Here is a 16681-nt window from a genome sequence, read left to right as displayed (position 1 = left end):
CCGCACACAGATTTCAGGTTAGGATAGTTTGTGGCGACTGACGGCATTAATTCCCTGCGCAACGGCCCTGACGAGCAAGGCCGCTTCGGCATTTTCGGTGGCCGGTTTGTCGCCGAAACGCTGATGCCGCTCATTCTCGACCTTGAAGCTGCCTATCGCGCCGCGCGTCTCGACCCGGCCTATCAAAACCAGTTGCAGGATTTGTCGGTCCATTATGCGGGTCGGCCAAGTCCCTTGTATTTTGCCGAGCGGCTGACCGCCGAGCCTTGGTGGCGCCAAAATCTGGTTCAAGCGCGAAGAGACTCAACCATACCGGCTCACACAAGATCAATAATTGCCTCGGACAAATTCTTTTGGCCAAGCGCATGGGCAAGACTCGTATCATTGCCGAAACCGGGGCGGGGCAACATGGCGTTGCCACTGCCACGGTCTGCGCCAAGTTCGATCTGCCCTGTACCATTTTCATGGGCGCCACCGACGTCGAACGGCAATGGCCCAATGTGCTGCGCATGAAAATGCTGGGCGCGGAGGTGCGCGCCGTAAGCGCGGGTGCCGGTACGCTCAAGGACGCGATGAACGAGGCGCTGCGCGACTGGGTCACCAATGTCGATACCACCTATTATTTGATCGGCACCGCCGCCGGGCCGCACCCTTACCCGGAAATGGTGCGCGATTTTCAGGCGGTGATCGGCCAGGAAATAAAAAGCCAGTTTGCCGAGGCCGAAGGGGGCCTGCCCGATGCGCTTGTCGCCTGTGTCGGCGGCGGCTCCAATGCGATTGGCACATTTCATGCCTTTCTTGATGATCCATCGGTTGCCATTTACGGCGCCGAAGCGGGCGGGCACGGCATTGAGGTCGATAATGGCCACGCCGCCTCGATGACGGGGGAAGCCCCGGCGTGTTGCATGGCAATCGCACCTATCTGCTGCAGGACAAGGACGGGCAGATTCTGGAGGGCCATTCGATTTCGGCTGGCCTCGACTATCCCGGCGTTGGTCCTGAACATTCGTTTCTGCACGATACCAAGCGCGTAACCTATGTCCCGATCACCGACGATGAGGCCATCGCGGCGTTCCAGTTGTGCACCAAGCTTGAAGGCATTATTCCAGCGCTTGAATCGGCCCATGGGCTGGCGCAAGTGATGAAGCTGGCGCCCACGATGGGCAAGGAACAGTCCATTGTGCTGTGCCTTTCGGGGCGTGGCGACAAGGATGTGGAAAGTGTCGGCAAATATCTCGGGATGAGCATGTAATGAGTACCCGCATCGCCGACCGTTTCGCCGCTTGCGCCGCGCAGAACCGCCCTGCCCTCGTCACCTTCATCATGGCTGGCGATCCGGACTTGGCCACGGGGCAGAAAATATTCGAGGCGATGCCGGCAGCGGGTGCCGATATTATCGAGTTGGGCATGCCGTTTTCTGATCCGATGGCGGATGGCGTTGCCATCCAGTTGGGGGGCAGCGCGCCTTGGCCGCCGGGCAAACCCTATTGGGCACGCTCGGCATGGTCGAGAATTTTCGCCGCAAGGACGAAACCACCCCGGTGGTGTTGATGGGGTATTACAATCCGATCCACAAATTTGGCGTCGAAAAATTTCTCGATATTGCCAAAGCCTCGGGTGTTGACGGGTTGATCATTGTCGATCTGCCGCCAGAAGAAGACGAGGAATTGTGCCTGCCCGCGCTTAAGGCCGGGCTCAATTTCATCCGCCTGACAACCCCGACCACAGATGACAAGCGGCTGCCGGCGGTACTCGCCAATACGTCGGGCTTTGTCTATTACGTCTCGATGACCGGCATTACCGGTGCGGCGATCAAATCGCGCGCGGCGGTTGGCGATGCGGTCAAGCGCATCAAGGGCCACACCGATTTGCCGGTTGCCGTGGGGTTTGGGATCAAGAGCGCTGAAGACGCCAAAACCATTGGACGGGATGCCGATGGGGTCGTGGTGGGCACGGTGCTCGTCGACGCCATCGCCCAATCACTGGACAATGGCCGCCCGACCGAGACGACCGTCGAGGCCGCCACTGTGCTGGTTGCTGCCCTGGCTGAAGGTGTCAGGTCCGCCCGGGCATAATCGCACTGGGCGCTTTGCCTGACCGGCTCGACCTGATAATAATTGCCACAATCACACGCTAGTTCCTGGACAACAGGACTAACCCACAGGGGTATGGCTCATGAACTGGATCGACAATTTCGTCCGCCCGAAAATCCGCTCGTTTCTCGGCAACAAGCGCGAGACGCCGGAAAATCTCTGGGTCAAGGATCCCGAATCCGGCGAGATGGTGTTTTATCGCGATCTGGAAGCCAATCAGTGGGTGGTGCCCAATTCGGGCTACCACATGAAAATCAAGCCCGCCGACCGCCTGGCCCACTTTTTTGACAATGGTCACTACAGCACCGTTCCGCTCGGCTCGGTACCACAGGACCCGTTGAAATTTCGCGATCAGAAACGCTATTCGGATCGTCTCAAGGAACAGCGCGCCAAGACCGGCAATGACGATGCGGTGATCGTCGCAACCGGCCAGCTTTACGAGCGCGACATCACCGTTGCGGTGCAGGATTTCGATTTCATGGGCGGCTCGCTCGGGATGGCCGCCGGGCAAGGCATCATTGCCGGGCTGGAAACCGCTGCCAATCGCAAGACGCCTTTCGTGCTGTTTGTGGCCTCGGGCGGCGCCCGGATGCAGGAGGGTATTCTGTCGCTGATGCAGATGCCACGCACCACGGTTGCGGTGTTGCGCCTGCGCGAAGCAGGCTTGCCGTTTTTCGTCGTCTTTACCGATCCGACGACGGGCGGGGTTACCGCCTCCTACGCCATGCTGGGCGATATTCACCTGGCCGAGCCGGGCGCCCGCATCGGTTTTGCCGGGGCACGGGTGATCGAGCAGACCATTCGCGAAAAATTGCCCAAGGGCTTTCAGCGCGCCGAATATCTTTATGAGCACGGCATGGTCGATATGGTTGTGCACCGCCATGATTTGCGCGCCATCATTGCCTCGCTGGCGGGAATTTTGACCAAATCGACACCGATTGCCGAACTCAATGAGAGTGCACCAGTGCCACGCGTCACCATGCGCGAGGCCGCCATTGCCGCCGAAGGTGATGGTGGCGATGAGGGTGATCTGGTGACCGCCCCCGAAGGCGCGCACGCCGAATAGCGTTCACCGCCAACATTTGGGACAGGCGACCAAAAATTGGCATTGAGCCGGGCACCGACAACGGGTAGGTCAGGATGAATCCAAAGGCCTGCCCATGTCCCGTACCGACGCCATTCTCAAGCGATTGCTGGGGTTGCACCCCAAGCTGATCGATCTGCATCTGGAGCGAATCGAGCGCCTGCTCGACCGTTTGGACCGCCCCCAAGACCGGCTGCCGCCCGTCATTCACGTCGCTGGCACCAATGGCAAAGGGTCCACCATCGCCTATCTGCGGGCTTTTCTTGAAGCGTCGGGCCGGTCGGTGCATGTCTATACATCGCCCCATCTGGTGCGGTTCAACGAGCGCATAAGGCTTGCGGGCAGGCTGGTGTCGACCCGGCGGCTCAATCAGGCCCTCGAACATGTCGAACGGGTAAATGCGGGCGAACCGATCACCTATTTCGAGATCACCACCGCCGCCGCCTTGTTCCTGTTCTCCCAGATCAAGGCAGATTATCTGCTGCTCGAAGTGGGCATGGGCGGGCGATTTGACACCACCAATGTGGTGGCGCGACCGCTCGGCACCATCATCTTGCCCGTAGACCTCGATCACCAGCATTTTCTGGGCAACACCATAGCCAAAATAGCCGCCGAAAAGGCCGGTATCCTGAAACGCGGCGCCCCCGCCGTCATTGCCCGCCAGCACGATGAGGGGATGGCGGTTATCGACAATGCGGCGCGGCGCCTTGATGTCACCCCGTTTGTTGCCGGGCAGGATTTCGACGCTTTCGCCCAGGACGGACGCCTGGTCTATCAGGACGAAGCGGGGCTGCTCGATTTGCCGCCGCCAGCCTTGATCGGCGCGCATCAGTTCGACAATGCCGGGGTTGCCATTGCCGCGGTGCGCCATTTCGGCTTGCCGGTTGACGAGGCTGCCATTGCCAGCGGCTTGCGCAAGGTTGTCTGGCCGGCCCGCCTCTCCCCGATCAAGGGACCGCTCCGGGACCTGTTGGGTGAAAGAGCAGAGCCTTGGCTCGATGGTGGCCATAATGCCCATGGCACCCGCGCACTATCGGGGGCGTTGGCGGCGATGAACAAAGCGCGCCCGGCGCCGCTGGTGCTGATCCTGGGGATGATGAACACACGCAGTCCCACCGATGTGTTGGCGCCATTCTCGGGCAAGATCGAGCGCATCCTGACCTTGACCATCCCAGGCGAGCAAAACGCCCATTCAGCCGATCATATCGCGGCCGAGGCGCGTAAAGCCGGATTTGATGCCAAAGCCTGTCGATCAATCAAAGCCGCCCTGCGCGCAGCCGCCGATGTGCCGGGAGCACGGGTGCTGATCTCTGGCTCTCTCTATCTTGCCGGCCAAGTGCTCCACGCCAACGGCACCCCCCAGACTAGGCATTTCGATGCCATGCATCCATCCGAGAAATTTGGGAACATTGCCGATCTGGCTAGAATGGCAGATCAGGTTCGGGTGCGTGTTGGAGGATAAACTTCTCCAGTCTATCAATGAGTATCGGCCAGGCTTTCTCCTGTTCCAGAACCACATGATTGCGGCTCTCAAGCATTAAAAATTCTGCCCCGGCGATCCTCGCGGCGAGTTGGCGACCCTCGTCAAGTGGTTGTACGGCGTCGTGACGGGCGTGGATAACGAGCGTCGGCGCAATGACTTTGTCCAGCGTATTGCTGACATCGAACCGATCCACCGCGGATCGTATGGCAACGGCATTTTCGGGCGACGTTGTCTGACGTTGCAAGTCAACCAGGGATTCGACCTGTTCTCGATTGCCGTCGGGAATGAACATGGCGGCAAAGGCGTTGATAAAGGCACTATCGGGTTTGCCCCAGCCGTGGCGCATCAATGTCAGAATGGCTTCGCCCTGCGCCCGCTCGCTTTCGGCCAATCGGATCAGGCGCCCTTTTTCAAAGCCACCATGAAGCACCAAATGACTGACGCGCGCCGGGTGACGGCAGGCGTAGGCGAGGGCAATCGGTGCGCCTTGCGAGGTGCCGTATAGCGCAAAGCGATCAAGACCGGCCGCATCGACGACGGCTTCCAGGTCGTCAACGAAGGCGTCTAGCGAAAACGTCGCGATGTCCCAATCAGACAGGCCGTTACCGCGTTGATCATAGCGGAGAACCCGGAACTTCTTGTTCATGGCATCGAGAAATGGCCGCCAGATCGGGCTGCGCCAGTCATGTTCGAGATGTGTAAGCCAGTGCCCCGCTTTCACCAGGGGATAACCCTGCCCGCTGGTCGCATAGGCGATGCGCGCGCCGTCGCTCGAACGGCAGAAGGCAACGCGCTGTTGTTGAGACACCGGTTGGTTGCTGACCATCGCAGCGGGGTGGGTGTTATCGGACTGCTCGACCGCGCCGACGAAGCGAAAGCCACGACGCGGCATCGTCCTGATCCATTGTTGGCTTTTTCCATTGTCGTTAATGGCCGCCCGTGCAGCACTGATGCGGGCGCTGATTGCAGCGTCGGAAACGATATTTCGGTTCCATACCGTTGCGATGAGTTCGTCTTGGGTGACAACGCGATCACGCGACTGCAACAGTTGGCACAATAGGTCGAAGACTTGCGGTTCAACAGTGCGCGGCTGTCCCAGCTCCAGTAGCTCGCGGGTTTCCTCGACCAGTTCGAACGAACCAAATCTATAGCGCATGGCAAGATGATACCACAAAGCGCCATCGACACTATCGCGGCAAAAGGAAAATCAGGAAAAGACAAGGAATCAACAAGGCACTCCTCAAGCGCGCCTATGGGAAACGGATCATGCTGCGCTGCATAGTCAGTAAACGGGAATCCAACCATGACGCAGCAACTTGACATCACCATTTGTCGGCGACCGGACGGGTCTATTGACACTGAATTTTATGGCAGGCGAGCCGCACGACTTCGGAGCAATGTTAGAAAGGCAGCCTTACAACATGTCGCTCATATCTTTGTGAAAGGCCTGCCCACCTCAGACATCGCGCTAGGGGGTTTTCAGCAATCGAGGATAAACAACGATTCGAGCCATTTTTCCGAACCGCCCACCAAACATGCTGGTGGATGCACTGCCCGGATCAACTAACGCGCGGGCCATAAATTACATTGGTCAGCACGCCCGTCCACGACGGCCGTTAAATAATACCGGCCAAGCAACTCCCAACAATGGGGCGCTTCAGCGATTACTCAGCCAGATTTGCAACCCAACACAGGCATGCTATCGGCACACCTTTAACGATTCGAACGGGTGGCCGCTGCCCGCGGAGCAGCGCAAAATTCCACGACCGCCATTTACCAAAAGCCCCGTTGCACACCGCCCCGACTTTGGTTAGGTTGCACCCCATTCAGCCGGACCGACATGGCCCGCCAAATGCACCCGTAGCTCAGCTGGATAGAGCGCTGCCCTCCGAAGGCAGAGGCCACACGTTCGAATCGTGTCGGGTGCGCCAATTATTTCAATGAGTTAAGCGATATTTCCGCCGTTGAGGGATTGTTCGCGGCAGCACTATGTCAGTGTACTCGTCTGTCTGGTCGACGAGAAATATACTAACGATTTTCTATGACTTAGTCGCCACAAGCGATGCGCGCTTTTGGCCACCGCCGCCGTTCAGAACACGTCATCGCCCGCCGTTGGCGCAATGCACTTATTGCGACCGCAAGTCCATGGCGAACTATTCCAAGACATGAAGATCAGACAGATTAATAAAACTTGTCAGGCTGGCACTAGCCTATGATCCATCCCGGCTCGAACGCACTACTGTCGCCGATCTGCTGACCCGCTTGGGTAACTGCCGGAGCAGTACCATCAACTTTTTGCGCGCCCAAGGCCACTTGCAACTTTGGTCGAGCCAAGATGTGCATCCGCCGGACGCAAATCATATATGTTGGAAAGGGCAGCCATCATTGTTGATGCATCTTCCGGAGTGCGACAAGCTATTCAATAACCTTCAGCGGCCCCGGCGTTTCTCACGCCTTGGAATTGCGATAAGGGGTTCCGGCACCGATCGGCGTGCAGCCTTTATTGTGCCGTGCGTCCGAGGTCACAAATGGTCGAAATTGTATATATGCTGATGAGCGCCTGAACGTATTTTGAACAGTACACATTGTCCAGACGGTACAGTCATGTTGCCCGAACCGTGTTTCCGGCCAACACCATCCATGTGTTGTCACCGCGCGATTTGGCGAGATCTCAAGGCAGAGAAAATCGAGATCGAGAATTGCTGATTGCGGCTCTCAATCCTTCACAGTCGCTAGCGCCTTTCCGTCGGAACCGAAAACAATGACCTTTTCGGGGGGAACCAGAAGCGCAGGACGTCGCCGGTACTGAACGCCGACTGGACATTGCGCTGAATCACCAAATGCGTTTGCTCTGACGGGTCTAGCGGAAGATCCGGGGCATCGATATGCAGCACAGTCTCGCGACCGAGCCGTTCCTCGAGAACAACCTTTCCCTCGAAACTGTCGTCGATATTCGATGTATCGTCGACCACAAAATGCTCAGGACGGAGTCCAAGCGTAACCTCAGTTCCGGGGGCGAGCGTCGCCGCAGGAATTTGCATTCGGCGCCCTGATGCGAGTTCGGCCCAACCCGCCGCCGCTATGCGTGCGGGTATGAAGTTGATCCGGGGTGCACCGAGGAACCCGGCCACGAAGCGATTGGCGGGGCGGTTGTATAGGTCAAGTGGTGTGCCCTGCTGCTCGACCAGACCAGCCCGCATTAGCACTATCCTGTCAGCCATTGTCATCGCCTCGACCTGGTCATGGGTGACGTAGATCATCGATGTGCCAAGTCGTTGGTGCAATGCCGCCAATTCAACCCGCATCTGGGCGCGAAGGGCGGCGTCTAGGTTCGAAAGCGGTTCATCGAACAGAAACACCGAGGGCTGTCGGACGATGGCACGGCCGATGGCAACTCGCTGCCGCTGGCCGCCGGACAGCTGGCGTGGCTTCTTCGTTAGCAGGTCGGTAATCTGCAACGTCTCCGCGACGCGATCGACCGCGGCGTTTATCTCGGCCTTGGGTTGACCAGCGAGCCGCAGGGCAAAGCCCAGATTCTCGGCCACGGTCAGATGCGGGTAGAGTGCATAGTTCTGGAAAACCATGGCGAAGCCGCGGTCACGCGGGGCGACATTCGTAACATCTCGCCCGTTTAGCACAATCTCGCCCGAGGTTGCGTCCTCCAGCCCGGCTATGGTGCGCAGAAGGGTCGATTTCCCACAACCAGAAGGTCCGACCATGACAACGAACTCGCCCTTTCCGATTGAGAGCCTCGATATCAATCAGCGCCTGTTGACGGCCATAATGTTTTTGCAAGCTGCGTATCTCGAGAAAGGTCATGCGGGGGTCTCCACGGCGGCGGGTGTGCTGGGCCAACGCCCGTCGGTTTGGCGAGGCAGAGTGTCCGAAGTTTCAAGATACCAGCTTAAGAGGCGCTCTTTCAGCTTTGCGATACGGCTGGCACAGGTAAGATCATCGATCCGGTTGTCCAGCTCCATAGGATCGACCGTGAGATCGTAGAATTCGTCCGCCTCTCCCAACCGTCGGATATATTTCGCATCGAGCGTCCGGATCATCACGGCGCGGTTATGCAGGTCGGGGCGTGTCACTTGAAGGTTAATACGTGGATAATAATGCCCCTGCTCTGGTTCATCACCAAACTGTAGCAATGACTCCCGTTCCGAGGCTTGCACCTCCTCAGGACGGCGCCCTCCTTCGCAATGCGCGGTGTCGCGATGTTCCAGGGCCGGGTCAGCGACAGCGGGTAGCAAGGACTTGCCGAAGTGGTCATAGCCCGGATCAATCCCGGCCAAGTCGTAGAGTGTTGCCGGCAGGTCTATCAGCTCGGCTAGAGTGCTGTCACGGATGCCCGGGCTGCATGGACGGTCTTTCGGCGGTTTCACCACTAGGGGGACGCGGGTGAGTGAGTCCTCGAAAGTGTTCTGGTTCTTTTCGACTACCTCGTAATCGCCGGTGTAATCGCCGTGGTCCGAAAACAAAAACATTGCGGTGTCGTCGTAGAAGCCCTCCTCCTTCAAGGCCTCGACTACCATGCGGAACTGCGCGTCGACGCGCGCGATCATGGCATAATAGGTCCTGCGAAGTTGGTCCCATCGTTCCTCGGACCATCCGGTTAGCCCCTGCCCTGCGCGGATGCCCGAGAGCATCCCGGCCTTGCGAGACATTTGGTCATCCGTTGCATGCCGGCGAGGAAGAAGTGGGGTGTCCGCAACCTGGGCGAGGTATTGAGTCTCGGCACCATAGGGCGGATGCGGGAATAGGATCGGCAGATAGATACAAAGGGGCCGATCCCGCGGCGCCGAGCGGATGAATTCACAGGCACCCAAAACGGCCTGCCAGTCCTTATCTAGGTAGTATTCCGCGCCTTCGGGGGTCTTTAATTCGCCGCGGAGGAAAGAATAGTAGCTGTCGGACCCTGGTTCGCCCCGCCAAGATTGGTTTCCGTTGTGCATGTCGGCGACAGGGCCAGAGCCGTGGCGGGCGAAGAACGCATCGTCTGGCTTGAAATATATGTCCGAGTACGCTTCGGGGCCCTCGTCGCCGGGAACAAGGTCGTTCTTGCCGCCCCACCATACAAAATAGCCTTCATCGCGCAGCACCTTGAACATGTTTGTCTGTCCGCGCTCGTCATGCAACATGTGATGCAATGAGCGATGGCCGTGGACATGCGGGTAAAGCCCGGTCGCGAAGGAACAACGGCTCGGCGTACAGACCGTTGCCTGAGTAAATGTCTGTGCGAAGGAAACGGCATCCGACGTGACTAAACTGTCGATAAACGGCGTCGCGCCAAGGGCGGTGCCGAGATGGCCCATCACGTCACCACGCCACTGGTCCGGGTTGAAAAGCAGAATGTGGGGTTTATTCATTGTAAGCCTTTCAACACTCAGCCCTTCACGCCGCCCGAGGCGAGGCCCTTGACGAAGAAGCGTTGCAGAAACAGAAACAGAACGAACAAGGGAAGGAAGGACAGGACCACGGCGGCGAATTTCATCGGCTGATTGCCGTCCTGCGTGGCTATGTTGTTGATGTTGGCGACCGCAACCGGGATTGTCGCCCAGTCGCTGCGAACAAAAATCGAGGCAAGCAGAAACTCGTTCCAGGTTTGGATGAAAGTTAGGATGCCAGCCGTTGCCAGCACCGGCACCGAAAGCGGCAGCAGCACAAGCCGGACGATCTGGAGGTCCGTGGCTCCGTCCATCCGCGCGGCGTGATCAAGGTCGATCGGCAGTTCCTTAAAAAAACTGCGAAGTATGAAGACAGAGAGTGGCAGGACGCCCAGTGTGTAAGGCAGTATCAGCGCTAATGGCGAGTAGAGGATTCCAGACTTCTGGAACAGCAGAAACTGCGAAATCAGCGTAAGCTGCGGCGGCATCATCATCACGACGACCAGCGCCACAAAGACCGTGTTGCGAAAGCGAAAGCGCAACCGGAACATTCCGTAGGCCGCCAGCAGCGCGATTGCCAGGCCCAGGCCGACTGCCGCCACCGTGACCGTGAGACTGTTAAAGTAGTTGTGGGCCAACCCATAGGTCACAAAGGCTTGGGTGTAATTTTCCCATTGTAAGCCGTCCATTGGCAGAAAGTTTGGAGAGAAGAACTCTGACGATGCCTTCAGGCTGGTCGCGATCACCCAAACAAATGGACCCGCAAAGGCTAGGGACAGAAGACAGAGAACAAGGTGCTTCACGACCGTGAGAGGATGATAGCGCCTCATGCTTCTTCCTTCCGAAACTCGGTCAGCCAGAGGTAGATGACCACCAACACCAATGTGACGAGCAGCAGCGCATAGCTCATCGCTGCCGAGTACCCCAGTTCACCCTTTTCGAAGGCCTGCTTGACGATGTGGGTTGCAACCACTTCTGAGGCATGCCGAGGGCCGCCGTCAGTCATCACCTTGAACAGGTCATAGGCTTTCAGGTTGTTGATGATGTTGATCACCACGACAATTGCGATGAAGCCCTTGAGATGTGGGAAGGCGACAAAGCGGAACATGCCCCACGTGCGTGCACCGTCCATCTCGGCCGCATCATAGAGTTCGCGCGGGACAGATTGTAGCCCGGCCATCAGGATAAGGGCGTTCTGGCCAAGAAACTGCCAGAATCCGACCGCAAATATAGACCAGAGGACGAGATCGCGGTCGCCTAACCACATGTGGTTGCTGCCCAGCAAGCGATTCAGAAGGCCAACATTGGGCTCGTACACAAAGGACCAGATCATCGCCGCGATGGCGGCAGAGATCAGCGAGGTGGAAAAGAAAATTGTCCGGTAGGTTACGCGCAACCACGTCAACCGAACGCTCTCAATGGCGTAGGCGAGGCAGAGGGCTGCGGCCGGTTTGAGGATCACATTGGCCAGGGTAAATATCGCGGTATTGCGGATCGCCTGCATCAATGTTTTGTCGCCCAGCATGTCGCGGTAGTTTTGCAAACCGACGAATGTCCATTTTGCCGACAATCCGTTCCAGGAATAGAAGCTCATTCCGAGCGTATACAAGGCTGGAATGATGGCAATCGCCAGCACCAGAAGGATGGCGGGCGATAAGAACCGCCAGCCCGTCCGGGTTTCGGCAGAGATACCGATGGAGATTTTGGGCATCTTAGACTCCGAGTGCCGCCCCCGCTCACGCGAGGGGGGCGGATGAAGGCGTCATCAACGGGCGTCTTCGACTTCCTGCATTGCTTCGGTGGGCGTAATCTCGTCCGACAGCACTCCTTGGATCGCGCCGCCGAGTGCCTCAAGCACATCGGCGTTCAGTAGCACTCGCGGAACCAAATTTGTCTTCTGGTTTTCGATGAAGACTTGCAATAGTGGATCGGTAGTATCGTCGTTTGGTCCAGAGTAGGGAGCGATTATCCGGTTGGCTTCCACATAGCCCTTCATGACTTCGGGACTTAGCAAATATGCTAGGAAATCCTTGGCGGCCTCGACATTGTCGCCCTTGGGGACTGCATAATTCTTGCCGACACCACCGGGAGAAGTGCCTTGCTTGACCCCGTCGAACAGTGGCGGGAAGCGCATCACCTTCAGATCGAACCCCTCGGGTGCATTGGTCGTATAGGGAACTATGTCCCAGGGACCCGACAGCACCATCGCGGCGCGACCGACATACCATGCCTGATTTTGCTCATCCGCGTTCATACCGTTGATGCCGGGCATAAAGATGCCGTCGCTGACCATGTCTTTCAGCTTTTGTGCCGCCTCCACCAGAATTGGATCGGTCCACGGCACTTCCCCAGAATCCGCCTTGCGGATGATTTCGGGATCGAGCCTGGCCGGCAATCATGTAGAAATAGTCGCGGCCGCGCTGTGGGAAACGGTTGAAGAAGGCAATCGGGTACACATCATCAGGGTTCATCGCCTCAGCCATATGCTTGAGGTCACCGTAGGATTCTGGCGGCTCGACGCCGTACTTATCCAGCATCGCTTGATTGTAGAACAACTGGAAGCTGTTCACGTCCACGGCCACCGAATAGAAGGTGCCATCAACATTCAGTTGGCGCAGCACGCTTTCGTTAAAACTCTTGTCCCAACCCTCGCGCTTATAGAGATCGTTCAGAGACTCGAGCCTGACCCGCCTCGATCAGCGGATACATGCCTACAGCACGGGCGTCGGGCTCGACACTAATGATATCAGGGATATCACCGCCGGCGAATGCGGTGCGGAGGGCCGCGTCATATGCAGTGTTCTGGAACACTTCGACATTGATTGTCACGCCGGGATTGGCCGCCTCGTATGCAGCGATGACTGTTTCGTAGTAAGGCACGTCTGTGGTGTAGAACGTGTACATCGTCAGGTCCTGCGCTGACGCCATTGTCGTCATCAATGCTCCTGCCACCAACACAAGGCCTGTTTTCAATTCGGACTTCATTCGGTTCTCCTCCCGCTGTCAGGCCATCCATAGAGACGTGCCATCTATTTTAGCAAGTAGGTTTATAAATTCTATTTCCGTAAGCTGTCAACCTCCCTCCGGCCTATTTGACAGGGCAGTGTTGGCATTTGTGCCCGGGTCAGGACCGGGATCGAAGCGCGCCGACGAGTTCGGAAAAAGCAGGGTTTGCGTGACTCGACAAGGTCATGGCTCCGGCGCCGAGCGGGATGAAATCGGCGGATCGTTCAGCCAGACTGAACCGAGGCATTAGCCGATCGGAGGCATGCTCTGGGTCCACCACGGAGACGTCGAGCGGCAAGGTCTGTGCCGCCAGCGCCTCCAGCACGGGCCGCGGTAGGAAGCCGCCAAGACGGATGCCGTCGGGCCGCATTGCATTCTCGAGAAAATTGATCACCATCCTCAACAGGCCTGCCGACTGGTACAGCCATGCGTTGAGACGCGGATCACCCTGCGCAAAAGCTTGCTCGATCAGAGGCTCATACTGACCTTGTGCCTCGCTCAGGCCAAGAAAATCGCGTAATCCCGAGGCTGACAGGATGCGGCCAAGCGGTTCACCATCATGAATTATGAACCCAAGTTCCCCGGCGCTCCGCCAAATTTGGGTGTTCAGTGACTGGCCCGTGACGAAGGAGGAACCGAGGCCGAGGCCCACCATGATGTAGAGGAAGGCTCGCCTTCGGCGGCAGCGTTAGCGCTTCTGCCATCGCCACCGATTGCGGATTGTTGAGCAGTACGGTCGGCCGCCCGGCTGCCGCATGGATGCGCGCCTGAAGCCCGGCCGGTGTGAAGGCACGCCAGAGTGCGCGGAACCAGACACTGTCTGCCCATTCGAACATGTGAGAGGGTGTCAACGTTTGATCCGACCTGGATGCTGGCAGGGGTGCGGATACCCCGACCGACCAGATGCCCTTTCGCGCGTGCCGATTGACGTAGTCGCCGATCGCCTCTGCAATCTCGTCCACGAACGCTTCGGATCCTGTGCGAGTTGGCACAATGATCTCGGTGGCGCTCTCGCGGAAGCCGAGATCGACAAGGCAAAGCTTCAACTGGTTCCACCGCAGCTGGGCGCCGACGGCATGACCACCTTCAGGAACAATTGCCAATGAGGTCGGCGGCTTGCCCTTTCCTCCGGCCTTGATCCTACTGCCTTCGGTGATGAGACCGAGTCTCAAGAAGCTCGTTGCAGACGTTCGACATCGTCTGTGGGGTGAAGGGCATTCCGTCAAGCAGCCTCGGCTCGAGACGGAGTCTTGGCTTCACGGATCGCCTCAAACACAGCAGCTAGGTTCCTGTTGCGTACAAGGTGATTGGTCACCGCACGCGAATTTTGCATGGCGTCAGTCAGAACAGGCTCCTCCACTCGCTGCAAGATTGGTCGATACCTGAATTAGGATCAAGAGGACAAGCCCGCGCTGGCAGGAAATCCGCCAGTGCATCGGCCATCTGGCGTTTTCAATGAGGCGACTAACACATCACCTAGACATTAGGCTGACCGGCGAAGGCTCACCAAACGAGTTTGAATTGCCACAGAACTCGGCAAACCGCGATGACGGCGATGATGTTTGAACGGCAGTACACAATCTAACCCCGAGGGTGTCTACAAAAGCCGGGGCTATTCAGTTCTCATTGTTGCCTAAACACAAGATAGCAAGTTGAATGTAATTCGAAGCTGAGATATATGGCTAAAAGTGATCCTACCATTGGACCAATTATGACTAACGATACACACCTCAAATCGGTTCGGCTGTACGAACAAGTTGCAGCTCAGATAAAAAAGCAGATTGTCAGCGGAGCATATTTACCGGGTTCAAAATTGCCTACCGAGAGGCAGATCGCACACACGTATGGTGTGAGCCGCAATGTTGTACGTGAGGCAATTCGCGCACTCGGAAACGATGGTTTAGTTGAAGTAAGGCAAGGCAGCGGAACATACCTAACAAATGGCACTTCCAAGGCACTAGGAGATTCCTTTAGTCTTGCCCTAGCGTTGGGAGGGGCTGCGGGAAATCTAGGCGATTTGATTGAGATTCGATCATTTGTCGAGCCGCCGATCGCAGGTTTGGCTGCAGCCAACGCCACGCCTGATGACATCGTGGCTTTAAGGCATGAACTCACCATAATGGGCGCGTCATTTGACGATGTAGATGCGTTTATTGCCGCAGATCATCGTTTCCATTTGGGGATAGCACGTGCCACGGGCAACAGCCTGATTGCGGTCATACTTGAGCCAATTGTAGACGTACTCTTTGAACAACGCAGTCAACTATTCTACGTCGACAGGAGCCCCTCTGCTGCCCAGAATTATCACCACGAACTTGTGGAACATATCGCCAACGGCGATGTGGACGCTGCAATTTCAGCTATGTCGCGCCACATGCGCCAAGTGAAAGACGATTTCCGCAAGCTCGGCGGTTGATGAAACGCGCGCTCAGGCGCGGCGTGGCAAGGCGTCGCCAGTTTGGGCATCAAAATACCGGAAATCAGCAGGATCAAGCGCCAGTAGTGTGCGCTCACCAATCCCAGGTTCAAACTTCGGATTTACCCGTGCGGTAAACCGAACTTCGCCGTTTTTCATCCCTTGATCACCACCGCGATCGATGAGTGCCGAGCCTGTGCCACTCGGGTTGGCGTCAACGCAAAAATCAATGAACGAATCCGCGCCCTGTGCCTCGATAAGGTCGGGGAAAACTTCAATTCGCGGCAAATCTGCTGGCGCTAGCGCGTCGGACTCAAAATTCTCTGGTCGAATACCCAAAATGATTTTCCCGTTTTCAGTCTTGGGCAGCAAACTAAAGTCAGAAACGCGAATTTCGTGGCTCGCAAAGCTGATTGTCTGGCCATCCAAATTTGCCTCGACCATGTTCATGGGCGGTGATCCGATGAAGGATGCGACGAATGTGTTGACTGGATTCGAATACAAGTCTTTTGGCGATCCAACTTGAAGGATTTTGCCTTCATTCATCACAGCAATCCGATCACCGAGCGTGAGCGCTTCGATCTGATCATGGGTTACGTAGATTGTCGTCACCTTTAGCCGTTGGTGCAAACGTGCCAGTTCCAAACGGGTGCTTACGCGCAGTTTAGCGTCGAGATTGGACAAAGGCTCATCGAACAAAAACACTTTTGGATCGCGCACGATAGCGCGTCCGATGGCGACGCGCTGGCGCTGTCCGCCTGAGAGTTCGCTTGGCTTTCGATCAAGCAATTGTTCGATCTGTAGCGTATTCGCGGCCTCCAAAACACGTTCTGTGACTTCAGCCTTGGGGCGTTTCGACAATTTTAGGCTGAAACCAATGTTCTCGGCGACACTCATATGCGGATAAAGCGCATAGCTTTGAAACACCATTGCGACGCCGCGCTTGGACGGCTCGCGATGGGTAATGTCATCCTCACCAATCCGAATGCTTCCGGACGTAGTGCTCTCTATTCCCGCGAGCATGCGAAGCAGCGTTGACTTTCCGCAACCGGACGGGCCGACGAGAACGGTAAACGATCCGTCGGGAACGTTCAGATCTAGCTCGGGAATAACTTCAACAGAACCGTAGCGCTTCTGAACGCGATCAAATGTGACGTCTGACATGTAATTTCCGTGTTTTTCGGTGAAGGCAAATCGGGGGTTGCATAGCTTAAA

At 57.1% G+C, this 16681-nt stretch carries 12 protein-coding genes, 1 tRNA gene and 3 pseudogenes; 6 read left to right on the top strand and 10 right to left on the bottom strand.

All coding sequences use genetic code 11. The features are described 5' to 3' along the window. The first annotated feature begins 30 nt into the window (after positions 1–30). From trpB to PSQ19_RS14900, 4 genes and pseudogenes are all read left to right on the top strand, one after another. A pseudogene (gene trpB, locus PSQ19_RS14915) lies at positions 31–1252 on the top strand (tryptophan synthase subunit beta). Continuing rightward, positions 1252–2075: pseudogene (gene trpA / locus PSQ19_RS14910) on the top strand (tryptophan synthase subunit alpha). Before trpB ends, trpA begins: the two co-directional pseudogenes overlap by 1 nt. 100 nt (positions 2076–2175) lie before the next feature. After that, positions 2176–3159, top strand: a complete 984-nt coding sequence (gene accD, locus PSQ19_RS14905) for an acetyl-CoA carboxylase, carboxyltransferase subunit beta (protein ID WP_282218376.1) — start codon at positions 2176–2178, stop codon at positions 3157–3159. Positions 3160–3253: 94 nt separating this feature from the next. Next, positions 3254–4639, top strand: a complete 1386-nt coding sequence (locus PSQ19_RS14900; RefSeq protein WP_282218375.1) for a bifunctional folylpolyglutamate synthase/dihydrofolate synthase — start codon at positions 3254–3256, stop codon at positions 4637–4639. Here the strand turns inward: PSQ19_RS14900 and PSQ19_RS14895 are convergent. After that, a complete protein-coding gene (locus PSQ19_RS14895; RefSeq protein ID WP_282218374.1) occupies positions 4599–5816 on the bottom strand; it encodes an alpha/beta fold hydrolase in 1218 nt (405 codons plus the stop codon). The genes PSQ19_RS14900 and PSQ19_RS14895 overlap by 41 nt on opposite strands. A 698-nt stretch (positions 5817–6514) precedes the next feature. Here PSQ19_RS14895 and PSQ19_RS14890 point away from each other — a divergent pair. Continuing rightward, positions 6515–6591 (top strand) — tRNA-Arg (locus PSQ19_RS14890). A 784-nt stretch (positions 6592–7375) separates the two neighbouring features. Here the strand turns inward: PSQ19_RS14890 and PSQ19_RS14885 are convergent. From PSQ19_RS14885 to PSQ19_RS14850, 8 genes and pseudogenes are all read right to left on the bottom strand, one after another. Then, positions 7376–8479, bottom strand: a pseudogene (locus PSQ19_RS14885) (ABC transporter ATP-binding protein). Beyond that, positions 8476–10026 (bottom strand): sulfatase-like hydrolase/transferase, encoded by a 1551-nt coding sequence (locus tag PSQ19_RS14880; RefSeq protein WP_282218373.1) that lies wholly within the window; start codon positions 10024–10026, stop codon positions 8476–8478. Before PSQ19_RS14880 ends, PSQ19_RS14885 begins: the two are co-directional and overlap by 4 nt. Positions 10027–10043: 17 nt before the next feature. Beyond that, positions 10044–10874 (bottom strand): carbohydrate ABC transporter permease, encoded by an 831-nt coding sequence (locus PSQ19_RS14875; protein WP_282218372.1) that lies wholly within the window; start codon positions 10872–10874, stop codon positions 10044–10046. Then, positions 10871–11755, bottom strand: a complete 885-nt coding sequence (locus tag PSQ19_RS14870; RefSeq protein ID WP_282218371.1) for a carbohydrate ABC transporter permease — start codon at positions 11753–11755, stop codon at positions 10871–10873. Before PSQ19_RS14870 ends, PSQ19_RS14875 begins: the two co-directional genes overlap by 4 nt. A 54-nt stretch (positions 11756–11809) precedes the next feature. Further along, positions 11810–12388 (bottom strand): extracellular solute-binding protein, encoded by a 579-nt coding sequence (locus tag PSQ19_RS14865; protein WP_282218370.1) that lies wholly within the window; start codon positions 12386–12388, stop codon positions 11810–11812. Beyond that, positions 12285–12665: a type 2 periplasmic-binding domain-containing protein gene (locus PSQ19_RS14860; protein WP_282218369.1), complete on the bottom strand. Its 381-nt coding sequence runs from the start codon at positions 12663–12665 to the stop codon at positions 12285–12287. Before PSQ19_RS14860 ends, PSQ19_RS14865 begins: the two co-directional genes overlap by 104 nt. 34 nt (positions 12666–12699) lie before the next feature. After that, positions 12700–13029, bottom strand: a complete 330-nt coding sequence (locus tag PSQ19_RS14855; RefSeq protein ID WP_282218368.1) for an extracellular solute-binding protein — start codon at positions 13027–13029, stop codon at positions 12700–12702. Positions 13030–13168: 139 nt separating this feature from the next. Continuing rightward, a complete protein-coding gene (locus tag PSQ19_RS14850; protein WP_282218367.1) occupies positions 13169–13705 on the bottom strand; it encodes a hypothetical protein in 537 nt (178 codons plus the stop codon). Positions 13706–14761: 1056 nt separating this feature from the next. On the opposite strand from PSQ19_RS14850, the gene PSQ19_RS14845 reads away from it, so the two are divergent. Beyond that, complete coding sequence (locus PSQ19_RS14845; protein WP_282218366.1) at positions 14762–15466, top strand: FadR/GntR family transcriptional regulator; 705 nt, start codon at positions 14762–14764, stop codon at positions 15464–15466. 12 nt (positions 15467–15478) lie between these two features. Here PSQ19_RS14845 and PSQ19_RS14840 read toward each other — a convergent pair whose 3' ends face one another. Next, the gene (locus tag PSQ19_RS14840) at positions 15479–16630 is read right to left on the bottom strand and encodes an ABC transporter ATP-binding protein (RefSeq protein WP_282218365.1); all 1152 of its coding nucleotides are present in this window, start codon (positions 16628–16630) and stop codon (positions 15479–15481) included. Between the last annotated feature and the right edge of the window lie 51 nt (positions 16631–16681).

It is taken from the genome of Devosia algicola (assembly GCF_028816455.1).
Taxonomy (GTDB): domain Bacteria; phylum Pseudomonadota; class Alphaproteobacteria; order Rhizobiales; family Devosiaceae; genus Devosia; species Devosia algicola.
Note: the sequence above shows the minus strand (reverse complement) of the source record. Positions and strands in the feature narration are given on the sequence as shown.

What these genes read in the sequence shown, in the direction of transcription:
- PSQ19_RS14875 (WP_282218372.1), bottom strand. Translation starts at nt 10,874, where the DNA reads ATGAGGCGCTATCATCCTCTCACGGTCGTGAAGCACCTTGTTCTCTGT.
- PSQ19_RS14900 (WP_282218375.1), top strand. Translation starts at nt 3,254, where the DNA reads ATGTCCCGTACCGACGCCATTCTCAAGCGATTGCTGGGGTTGCACCCC.
- PSQ19_RS14880 (WP_282218373.1), bottom strand. Translation starts at nt 10,026, where the DNA reads ATGAATAAACCCCACATTCTGCTTTTCAACCCGGACCAGTGGCGTGGT.
- PSQ19_RS14870 (WP_282218371.1), bottom strand. Translation starts at nt 11,755, where the DNA reads ATGCCCAAAATCTCCATCGGTATCTCTGCCGAAACCCGGACGGGCTGG.
- PSQ19_RS14895 (WP_282218374.1), bottom strand. Translation starts at nt 5,816, where the DNA reads ATGCGCTATAGATTTGGTTCGTTCGAACTGGTCGAGGAAACCCGCGAG.
- PSQ19_RS14840 (WP_282218365.1), bottom strand. Translation starts at nt 16,630, where the DNA reads ATGTCAGACGTCACATTTGATCGCGTTCAGAAGCGCTACGGTTCTGTT.
- PSQ19_RS14850 (WP_282218367.1), bottom strand. Translation starts at nt 13,705, where the DNA reads ATGGTGGGCCTCGGCCTCGGTTCCTCCTTCGTCACGGGCCAGTCACTG.
- PSQ19_RS14855 (WP_282218368.1), bottom strand. Translation starts at nt 13,029, where the DNA reads ATGAAGTCCGAATTGAAAACAGGCCTTGTGTTGGTGGCAGGAGCATTG.
- accD (WP_282218376.1), top strand. Translation starts at nt 2,176, where the DNA reads ATGAACTGGATCGACAATTTCGTCCGCCCGAAAATCCGCTCGTTTCTC.
- PSQ19_RS14845 (WP_282218366.1), top strand. Translation starts at nt 14,762, where the DNA reads ATGACTAACGATACACACCTCAAATCGGTTCGGCTGTACGAACAAGTT.